This is a genomic window from Mesorhizobium sp. M7A.F.Ca.CA.002.04.1.1 (assembly GCF_004022805.1).
In the GTDB taxonomy this organism is placed as follows: Bacteria; Pseudomonadota; Alphaproteobacteria; order Rhizobiales; family Rhizobiaceae; genus Mesorhizobium; species Mesorhizobium ciceri.
Map to the genome: position 1 here is coordinate 1 of NZ_RZPL01000164.1, position 9169 is coordinate 9169.

The window sequence follows — 9169 nt, forward strand, 5'->3', positions numbered from 1 at the left end:
ACCTGTTGTCGGGCCTGCGCGGCCTCGCCTCGCCCGGAGATGCCGACGACATCGCGCTTGGCGTCACCGCGCTGATCGACGGGCTTTGGTTGCGGCTCGGCCTGCAGCCGGGCAGCGTGTCGCGCGAACAGGCTGTCCGCCAGGTCAAGAATTATGTCGCGGGACGGCTGGCTTTGGGGGAGCTTGCGACCGCCGGCGCTTAAACCAGCCTCGGCCGGCCTGCCGGGTGGCGGCGGTCGAAGTTCATACCGTGGGATTGGCTGACGGCTTGACCTTGGCCGCCACTATACGGTGCTCTCGACGACGCAGAAATCTCGGAGCATCCGATGAGACTTCACAAAAAGCGCGCGCTGGTTACCGGCGGGTCGGACGGTATCGGCCTGGCGATCGCCGAGGCCTTTTCGCGCGAGGGCGCCGACGTCCTGATCGTCGGCCGTGACACCAAAAAGCTCGACACTGCCGCCAAGCAGCTCGGCGGCACTATCGAGACGCTGTCGGCCGATCTTGCCACCTCGGCCGGCATCGCGGCCGTCGGCGAGCACGTCAAAGAATCCGGCAGGCCGCTCGACATTCTCGTCAACAATGCCGGGGTGGCTTTCCTGGTGCCGTTCGAGACCGTCAGCGAGGCGCAGTTCCAGCAATCCTTCGCGCTCAATGTGACGGCGGTGTTCTTCCTCACCCAGGGTCTGCTGCCGCATCTGGCGGCCGGCGCGTCGGTGATCAACGTCTCGTCCTATTTCGCCAACAAGATGATCCCGAAGCGGCCGTCGAGCCTCTATTCCCTGTCAAAGGGCGCGTTGAACTCGCTGACCAAATCGCTGGCCTTCGAACTCGGCCCGCGCGGCATCCGCGTCAACGCCATCGCGCCGGGCACTGTCGACACCGCCATGCGACGCAAGACCGTCGACAATTTGCCGGCCGAGGCAAAGGCCGAGCTGAAAGCCTATGTCGAGCGCAGCTATCCGCTTGGCAGAATCGGCCGCCCCGACGATCTGGCGGGCATCGCAGTGTACCTCGCTAGCGACGAGGCGGCCTGGACCAGCGGCGGGGTCTTCTCCGTCGACGGTGGTTATACTGCGGGCTGATCCGTCCGGGCGCCACGCCAAGCGCCGACATTTTCTGCGACGCCACTTTCTACAAATCCAAGTACGCCTACCGCCTCCAGGACCTGATCGCGAACCCAGCGATGGGGTGGCTCGTCGTCGTGGCGCGCGTGCCAGTACATCCTGATTTCCGGAACAGCAATGGGAAGCGGTGGTTCAAAGATGACGAGCGGCAGGGTCTCGGCCGCCCAAACCGCGAACTGCCTGGGCACCGCCGACAGGTGGTTTCCATTTGCCACGGCTAATGCGACAGCCTGAAAGTGCGGCAGGGTCAGGCTTACACGGCGCGTTCGCCCGATCTTGCGGAGCGCCTCGTCGGTGGAGCCCGACATCGAGCCGTCGATAGAACGAAGAATATGGGGCAGTTCGCAGAAGAGGTCGATCGGCAGAGTCTTGCCTTCCATGATTCCCGCCTGCCTGATCGCAGCGTTGTCGTGCGCGGCGATGATGGCGAATGGTGAATGGAACAGAGGCGTGCTTGAGACCCAGTCGGAGACCTCCAGCGGACGCTCGAGCGCTACGTCGATTTCATCCTCCTGGAGCAGCCGCGAGACATCGCCGCGCGCGCTATCGAGAAACCTTAGCGACGCGCGCGGCGCGGCGCCAGCGATGCGTGCCGCCAGCGCTGGCATCAGCATCATGGAAAAGAAATCCGCCCCCATGAACGTGAAGGTTCGCTCCAGTTCCGCCGGATCGAACGCCTTGGCCGAATGGAAGACGCGTTCGATCTCGCGAAGCGCCACGCGCAACGGCTCGGCCATGCTCTCGGCGCGCGGTGTCGGCATCATGTCATTGCCCCGTCGCACGAACAGCTGGTCGTTGAGGAGATGTCGCAAGCGATTGAGCGCAGCGCTGACGGCAGGCTGGCTGAGGCCGATCTGCTCGCCGGCACGCGTAACGCTTCTCTCCCGCAGAAGGGCGTCGAACACCTTGATGAGATTGAGGTCGAGCGCGTTCAAATTCATCGCATCAATTCGCCCCATACGATCATTCGATTTCCGTTGTCGGCGTATCCCTGGCTAGATCGTCATCGGCCCAGCAGGCACAGGCAACAGAAGGATCAGACACGCCATGACAATGACCCCCGGCACGATCACAGGCAAGGAACTCTTCTGGTTCAACAACACGCTCGTCGCGATCCACGTCTCGTCGATAGCAGGAGAGGACGGCACCTGCGTCGTCGAGCATCACATGCCCTATGGCGACTCGCCACCGCTGCATGCGCATCGCAGGGAAGACGAAGTGTTTCACATCCTGGAGGGGAGATTGCGCTTTCAGATCGACGGCCACGAACGCATTGCGGACGCCGGCGAAACCGTCATCGCACCGAAAGGCCTGCCGCACACCTACCGGGTCGAATCCCCGGAAGGTGCGCGCACCCTCACCATCACGCGCGGTTCGGATTTTGAGACGATGCTGCGTCAGGCGAGCCGTCCCGCCGAACAGCCCGAACTGCCGCCGCTGATGGAACCAACACCGGAAATCATCGCGGCACTGGTGCAGCTTTGCGCAAAAAACGGCATCGACATTGTCGGTCCGCCGCTGGGGTGAGAGGCCGAAACTGCGCAGTCCTTCCCTTCTCCCCTTTGTGGGAGAAGGAGAGACGCGCCGCGCCTTCAACCGATTTGCATCCTCGCCGCCCGCATTCTCCGCTTGAAGCCGTTTGTGCAACGCGATACGCCGTTGCCGACTTCGACAAGGAGAGACCCGTGACCGCTGCAAAGACCAGAACCGAAACCGACACGTTCGGTCCCATCGAAGTCGCCGCCGACCGGTATTGGGGCGCGCAGGCGCAGCGTTCGCTCGGCAATTTCAAGATCGGCTGGGAAAAGCAGCCGGCGTCGATCGTGCGCGCATTGGGCATCGTCAAGCGGGCGGCGGCCGAAGCCAACATGGAGCTCAAGCGGCTCGATCCGGCGATCGGCAAGACGATTGTCGAGGCAGCGCAAGAGGTCATCGACGGCAAGCTCGATGAGCATTTCCCGCTGGTGGTCTGGCAGACCGGTTCGGGCACCCAGTCCAACATGAACGCCAATGAGGTGATCTCCAACCGGGCGATTGAGATGCTGGGCGGTGTCATGGGCTCCAAGAAGCCGGTGCATCCCAACGATCACGTCAATATGAGCCAATCGTCGAACGACACCTATCCGACAGCCATGCACATCGCCTGCGCCGAACGCATCGTGCACGATCTGTTGCCGGCACTGAAGCACCTGCACAAGGCACTCGCCGCCAAGAGCAGAGAGTTCAATCACATCATCAAGATCGGCCGCACGCACACGCAGGATGCCACCCCCCTTACGCTTGGCCAGGAATTTTCGGGCTATGCCGCGCAGGTCGCTTCGTCGATCAAGCGCATCGAGCTGACGTTGCCCGGCTTGCAGGAACTGGCGCAGGGCGGCACCGCCGTCGGCACCGGCCTCAACGCGCCGGTCGGCTTCGCCGAAAGGGTCGCGGATCGCATCGCCTCCATCACCGGCATCGCCTTCGTCACCGCGCCGAACAAGTTCGAGGCGCTGGCGGCCCATGATTCCATGGTGTTTTCGCACGGCGCCATCAACGCGGCGGCCGCCGCGCTATTCAAGATCGCCAACGACATCCGCTTCCTCGGCTCAGGCCCGCGCTCGGGCCTCGGCGAACTGTCGCTGCCGGAAAACGAACCGGGCTCGTCGATCATGCCGGGCAAGGTCAACCCGACCCAGTGCGAGGCGCTGACGCAGGTCTGCGTACAGGTGTTCGGCAACAATGCGGCGCTCACCTTCGCCGGCAGCCAGGGTCATTTCGAGCTCAATGTCTACAATCCGCTGATGGCCTACAACTTCCTGCAGTCGGTGAAGTTGCTCTGCGACGCCTCGGTCTCCTTCACCGACAATTGCGTCGTCGGCATCGAGGCCCGCGAAGACAACATCAAGGCGGCACTCGACCGCTCGCTGATGCTGGTGACGGCGCTGGCGCCGACCATCGGCTACGACAATGCCGCCAAGATCGCCAAGACCGCGCACAAGAAGGGCACCACTTTGCGCGAGGAAGCGCTCGCCACCGGGCTGGTCAGCGAAGCCGATTACGACCGGCTGGTGCGGCCGGAGGATATGACGCATCCGGGGTAGGCAATTCCAGGAAAAGTGTCTGCGGTTTTCGGTCCGGAATTGCGTCAACCAAAAGCCCGGTATTTCGTGAGGGGAGAATTTACTCCCGTCACGACCTCACCCGAAGCGAATTTTGCGCAGGCCGCCCGATCACGGAAACGTAAGTACTGTGAACAATGTGTCGCCAGTCTGGTGGCTTTGGTGAACAGTCGGTTTGCTCTATCTCCCCGGCATCAACCCATCCCGGAGAGCCACCATGTCCACCAACATTTCAGTCGCCGGTTCCGGCGCATCCAATGCCTCGACCACCATCCTCCTCGGCCGCGTCCTGCTCGCGGTCATCTTCCTGCTTTCAGGTTTCGGCAAGCTCACCGCCATTAGCGGAACAGCGGGCTATTTCGGCAGCCTCGGCCTGCCCTTGCCGACCGTAACGGCCACCGTCGTCGGCCTGATCGAGCTTCTCGGCGGCCTCGCCATCCTCGTCGGCTTCAAGACCCGGATTGTCGCCTGGGTGCTGGCGGTCTTCACGGTCGCTACCGGTTTGGTCGCCCATACCGGTTGGGCCGACCAGATGCAGATGATCCAGTTTCTCAAGAACCTCGCCATTGCGGGCGGCTTCCTCGTGCTGGCTTCCTCGGGCGCCGGTGCCTATTCGATCGACGCCAAGCGCGGCTGAGCCAAGACCCGGCAATAGCCGAAAAAGAAAGCGGCGCGGAATTTTCCGCGCCGCTTTTTCGTTGTTGGTGCATGACCGCCGATCTGTCGGCCGGAGTTTCTGATAGGATCGGGGCTATCGGGACGAGGCCGGCCGGCGGCCGACAACGGAGGTGAACATGCCCCGCAACGCGCTGCTCCTGCTCTCCCGGCTGCTGCTCGCCGCCCTGTTCGTGCCTTCCGGTTTCCATGCATTGAGCGACATCGCCGGCACCACAGGCTATTTCGCCGGCCTCGGCCTGCCGCTGCCGACACTTGCTGCCTGGGGCACGGGACTGTTCGAACTGATCGCCGGGCTGCTCATCCTGGTCGGTTTCCAGACCCGGATCATAGCGCTTCTGCTCGCTGCCTTCTGTATCGTCGCCGGCTTCATCGGCCATTATGGCCAGGGCGGCGGCGACGCGATGCTCGCCTTCCTGCACCAGCAGATGCTGATGAAGGACATTGCGATATCAGGTGGGTTTGTAGCGCTGGCGATGGCCGGCGCCGGCGCATGGTCGATCGACGGGCGCGGCGCGGTTTGATATTTTTGCGTAGATGGGCCCGAGCTGATCGACCCCACTCCGTCTCGGCTTCGTCGAGTCACCTCTCCCCTGATCGACGGGGTAGAGGAAGGCCGCGAGCCTATTGCCGCCAACGCTCTTCCAACGAGGCTCCCTTCCTTTCCCTCCGGAGGGGGGAAAGGTGGCGCTGCAAAGCAGCGACGGATTGGGGGAAGCCGGTCATCAAAGGCGAAGCCGCCGGCGAAGTACGACCGGCAGGTCTCCGCTTAAGTCAGATAAGACACGGGTCTGCTAGCAGCTAGCGCCTTATTTCACTGACATGCTGGGGCCACCCTCGACGGCCAGCACCAGCCGGCGGTTGGTGATCCTGGCCAGCTGCGCCAGGCGCCCGGCCGGCCGCTCGCCATAGAGATCGGCCAGCGATGCCGGCAAGACCAGCGCCAGCACGCCGTTGGCGCGCTGTTCCCATTTCAGCCTGGGCATGATGCCGGGCATCGACGCCGTCAGCAGGTAGACGACGCGCATCATCGCGGCGAGGACGCGGGCGCGCTCCAGATAACGCGGCGATGCCAGAGCCTTGATCTCGGGGGCGATGGCTTCGTTGAAGATGCCGTCGTGACGATAGGCGTTGGCCATCGCCAGGAAAGCACGGCCAGGATGGTCGACGCCGAAGAAGGACGCGTGCGCAATGATGTTGAGCGATTGCTTGCCGCGGTATTCGGGATGCGCGCGCCAGCCGATGTCCGCCAGCAATGCGGCCGCGTGGCGGTAGCGCGCCTCGTCCTCGGTCTCGTCGATGCCGAAGGCGGCAAAGGTCTTGGCGGTCCAGTCGACAAGTTCATGCGCATGGGTGACGGAGCGCGAGCGCAGGCGGGCGAGTTCCTCCGAGGCCGAAATCAGCGGATCGGCCTTCCGCTCGGCCTCGTCGAGCAGCGAATAGAGAAAGCCTTCGCGCACGCCAAGCGCCGAGACGATGATCTTCGACGGCTGCATCGCCGCCATGATCTCCTGCAGCACGATGGCGCCATAGGGCAGCAGCGAACGGCGGTTCTTCGAAACGCCTTCGATGCCCTTGACCTTCTCGATCTCGGCCTTGGCCACCTGCTTGAGGAAGTTCGCCGCGCTTTCGGCCGATATCTCGTAATGGTGCATGACGCCAAGCGGATAGTTGGTCATTTCCATGTGCAGCCGGGCAAGATTTCGCCAGGTGCCGCCGACGGCGTAGAAGGGCCTGCCCTGCCCGCCTTTCAACAGCTTGGCCTTCGCCAGTTCGTCACGCGCGATCCTGGCCGCCTGGGTCAGCGAGTTCTTCGCCATGTCCTGCAGGCGCAGGCCGCCCAGCGGCAGCGTGATGCCGTCGCCGATCGCCTCGCCGCTGACATCGACCAGTTCGAGGCTGCCGCCGCCCAGATCGCCGGCGATGCCATCGGCCGGATGGAAACCGGAAATGACGCCGAGCGCGGAATAGTACGCTTCCTGACGACCGCTGATCACTCGGATCTCGGTCTTCAGCACATCCTCGGCGCGGTGGATGAAATCGGGGCCGTTGACCGCCTCGCGGGCCGCCGCGGTCGCCAGCACATACATCTGCTCGGCGCCCGCCTGGTCGGAAAGCGCACGAAAGCGGCGGAACTCTTCCATCGAGCGCGTTACCGCCTCGGGGTCGAGCTTGCCCGTCGAAACGATGCCGCGGCCGAGACCGGCCAGCATCTTTTCGTTGAACAGCATGGTCGGCGAGCGCGCCAGCCCCTCATAGACGACGAGACGGATCGAGTTCGATCCGATGTCGATGATGGACAGCGGTCGGCGGTCCTGCAGCCGGCCCTGAGAATCAGACAGCATCAGCCGGACGCTGCAGCGTTCTTCTTGCGGCGCTTGAACTGCGCGATGCGCTTGGGCGCATGCGACTTCAGCGCGTCACCCCGTCCCGACAGGCTCGGATTGGTCATGAAATATTCCTGCGCGTTGAACGGTTCCTCGCCCTCCTCCAGCACGACGCGCCGGGAGGTTCCATCAGCCAATACGTCGAAACTTTGCTGATTGTCCATAATGTTGCCCAGCATGATCTGGCCAAGGATCTGTTCATGCACAGTTGGATTGGTGATCGGCACCATGGTTTCGACGCGGCGGTCGAGATTGCGCGGCATCAGGTCGGCCGAGGAGATGTAGACGATCGCCTCGTCCGACGGCAGGCCGAAACCATTGCCGAAACAATAGATGCGGCTGTGCTCGAGAAAACGGCCGACGATCGATTTTACGCGGATGTTTTCCGACAGGCCCGGAACCTGCGGCCGCAGGCAGCAGATGCCGCGCACGACAAGGTCGATCTCGACGCCGGCGCGGCTGGCATCGTAGAGCGCGTCGATGATGATCGGATCGACGAGGGCGTTCATCTTCATCCAGATGCGCGCCGGTTTGCCTTGCACCGCGTAGGCAATCTCGTCGGCAATGTGCTTCAGGATGCGGCTTCTCAGCGTGAACGGCGAGATCGCCAACCGCATTTCGTCCGTCGGCTCGGCATAGCCGGTGATGAAATTGAACAGCTGGGCGACATCGCGGGCAATCGTCGGATCTGTGGTGAAGAAGGACAGGTCGGTGTAGATGCGTGCGGTGACCGGATGGTAGTTGCCGGTGCCGAGGTGCACGTAATTGCGCAGCTTGCCGTCCTCGCGCCGCACCACCAGCGACATTTTCGCATGTGTCTTCAGTTCGAGAAATCCGAACACCACCTGCACGCCGGCCCGCTCCAGGTCGCGCGCCCAGCGGATGTTGGCTTCCTCGTCGAAACGCGCCTTGAGCTCGACCAGCGCGGTGACCGACTTGCCGGCCTCGGCCGCGTCGACCAGCGCGCGCACGATCGGGCTGTCGTTGGAGGTGCGGTAAAGCGTCTGCTTGATCGCCACCACCTCCGGATCGGCCATTGCCTGGCGCAGGAACTGCACCACCACATCGAAGGATTCGTAAGGGTGATGGACGACGATGTCCTTCTCGCGGATGGCGGCGAAACAATCGCCGCCATGCTCGCGGATGCGCTCGGGAAAACGCGGATTGTAGGGCGTGAATTTCAGGTCGTCGCGGGGAACGGCGACGATCTCGGAAATCTGGCTGAGCGCCAATGGACCGGTCAAGACGCTGATGCGGCTGGACGACACGCCAAGCTCGCCGGCGACGAAATCGCGCAATTCGCCAGGCATCAGCCTGTCGAATTCGATGCGGATCACCGATCCGCGCCGACGCCGCTTCAGCGCCGTTTCGAACAGGCGCACGAGGTCCTCGGACTCCTCCTCGACCTCGATATCGCTGTCACGGATGATGCGGAACGTGCCGGAGCCCTTGACCTCGTAGCCGGGGAAGAGCTTGCCGATATAGAGGCCGACAGCCTCTTCCAGCGGGATGAAGCGGACATGATGCTTGCGGTCCGGCAGACGGATGAAGCGCTTCAGCGCCACCGGCAGGCGCAGCAGCGCGCTCATCTCCTCGCCATTCTTGCGATGGCGCAATTGCAGCGCCATCGAGAAGCCGAGATTGGGGATGAACGGGAACGGATGCGCCGGGTCGATCGACAGCGGGGTCAGCACCGGGAAAACCTGTTCCTGGAAATGGTCTTCCAGCCAGATTTTCTCGTCCTTGGTCAGCGCATCGCGGGTGATGCTCTCGATGCCTTCCTTGTTGAGCAGCACGGTGAGCGCCGAAAGGCTCTTCTGCTGGTCTTCCTGCAGCCGCTCGACCTCACGCAGCAGCTGTTCGAGCTGCTGTTCGGGGG

At 63.2% G+C, this 9169-nt stretch carries 9 protein-coding genes; 6 read left to right on the forward strand and 3 right to left on the reverse strand.

Annotation, left to right across the window (positions count from 1 at the left end; all coding sequences use genetic code 11):
* The coding region (locus ENZ75_RS11370; RefSeq protein ID WP_206617031.1) for a TetR family transcriptional regulator C-terminal domain-containing protein at positions 1–203 on the forward strand (203 nt) is incomplete at its 5' end.
* A 123-nt stretch (positions 204–326) separates the two neighbouring features.
* Positions 327–1085, forward strand: a complete 759-nt coding sequence (locus ENZ75_RS11375) for an SDR family oxidoreductase (protein ID WP_013532409.1) — start codon at positions 327–329, stop codon at positions 1083–1085.
* Here ENZ75_RS11375 and ENZ75_RS11380 read toward each other — a convergent pair.
* The gene (locus tag ENZ75_RS11380; RefSeq protein ID WP_013532410.1) at positions 1070–2068 is read right to left on the reverse strand and encodes a LysR family transcriptional regulator; all 999 of its coding nucleotides are present in this window, start codon (positions 2066–2068) and stop codon (positions 1070–1072) included. The two genes, ENZ75_RS11375 and ENZ75_RS11380, sit on opposite strands and share 16 nt — an antisense overlap.
* Positions 2069–2174: 106 nt before the next feature.
* On the opposite strand from ENZ75_RS11380, the gene ENZ75_RS11385 reads away from it, so the two are divergent.
* The 4 genes from ENZ75_RS11385 (at position 2175) to ENZ75_RS11400 (ending at position 5427) form a co-directional block, all read left to right on the forward strand.
* Positions 2175–2654, forward strand: a complete 480-nt coding sequence (locus tag ENZ75_RS11385) for a cupin domain-containing protein (RefSeq protein WP_013532411.1) — start codon at positions 2175–2177, stop codon at positions 2652–2654.
* Between the two features lie 158 nt (positions 2655–2812).
* Positions 2813–4210, forward strand: coding sequence for a class II fumarate hydratase (fumC, locus tag ENZ75_RS11390; RefSeq protein WP_013532412.1), 1398 nt, complete (start codon positions 2813–2815; stop codon positions 4208–4210).
* 235 nt (positions 4211–4445) lie between these two features.
* On the forward strand, positions 4446–4865 hold the full coding sequence (locus ENZ75_RS11395) for a DoxX family protein (RefSeq protein ID WP_013532413.1): 420 nt from the start codon (positions 4446–4448) through the stop codon (positions 4863–4865).
* Between the two features lie 157 nt (positions 4866–5022).
* Positions 5023–5427, forward strand: coding sequence for a DoxX family protein (locus ENZ75_RS11400; RefSeq protein WP_013532414.1), 405 nt, complete (start codon positions 5023–5025; stop codon positions 5425–5427).
* A 285-nt stretch (positions 5428–5712) separates the two neighbouring features.
* Here the strand turns inward: ENZ75_RS11400 and ppx are convergent, their stop codons facing one another.
* Entirely contained in the window at positions 5713–7248 is a 1536-nt protein-coding gene (gene ppx, locus ENZ75_RS11405; protein ID WP_013532415.1) for an exopolyphosphatase, read from the reverse strand.
* Positions 7248–9169, reverse strand: a 1922-nt coding sequence (locus ENZ75_RS11410; protein ID WP_128278104.1) for an RNA degradosome polyphosphate kinase, incomplete at its 5' end; no start/stop codon positions are given. The genes ENZ75_RS11410 and ppx, both read right to left, overlap by 1 nt.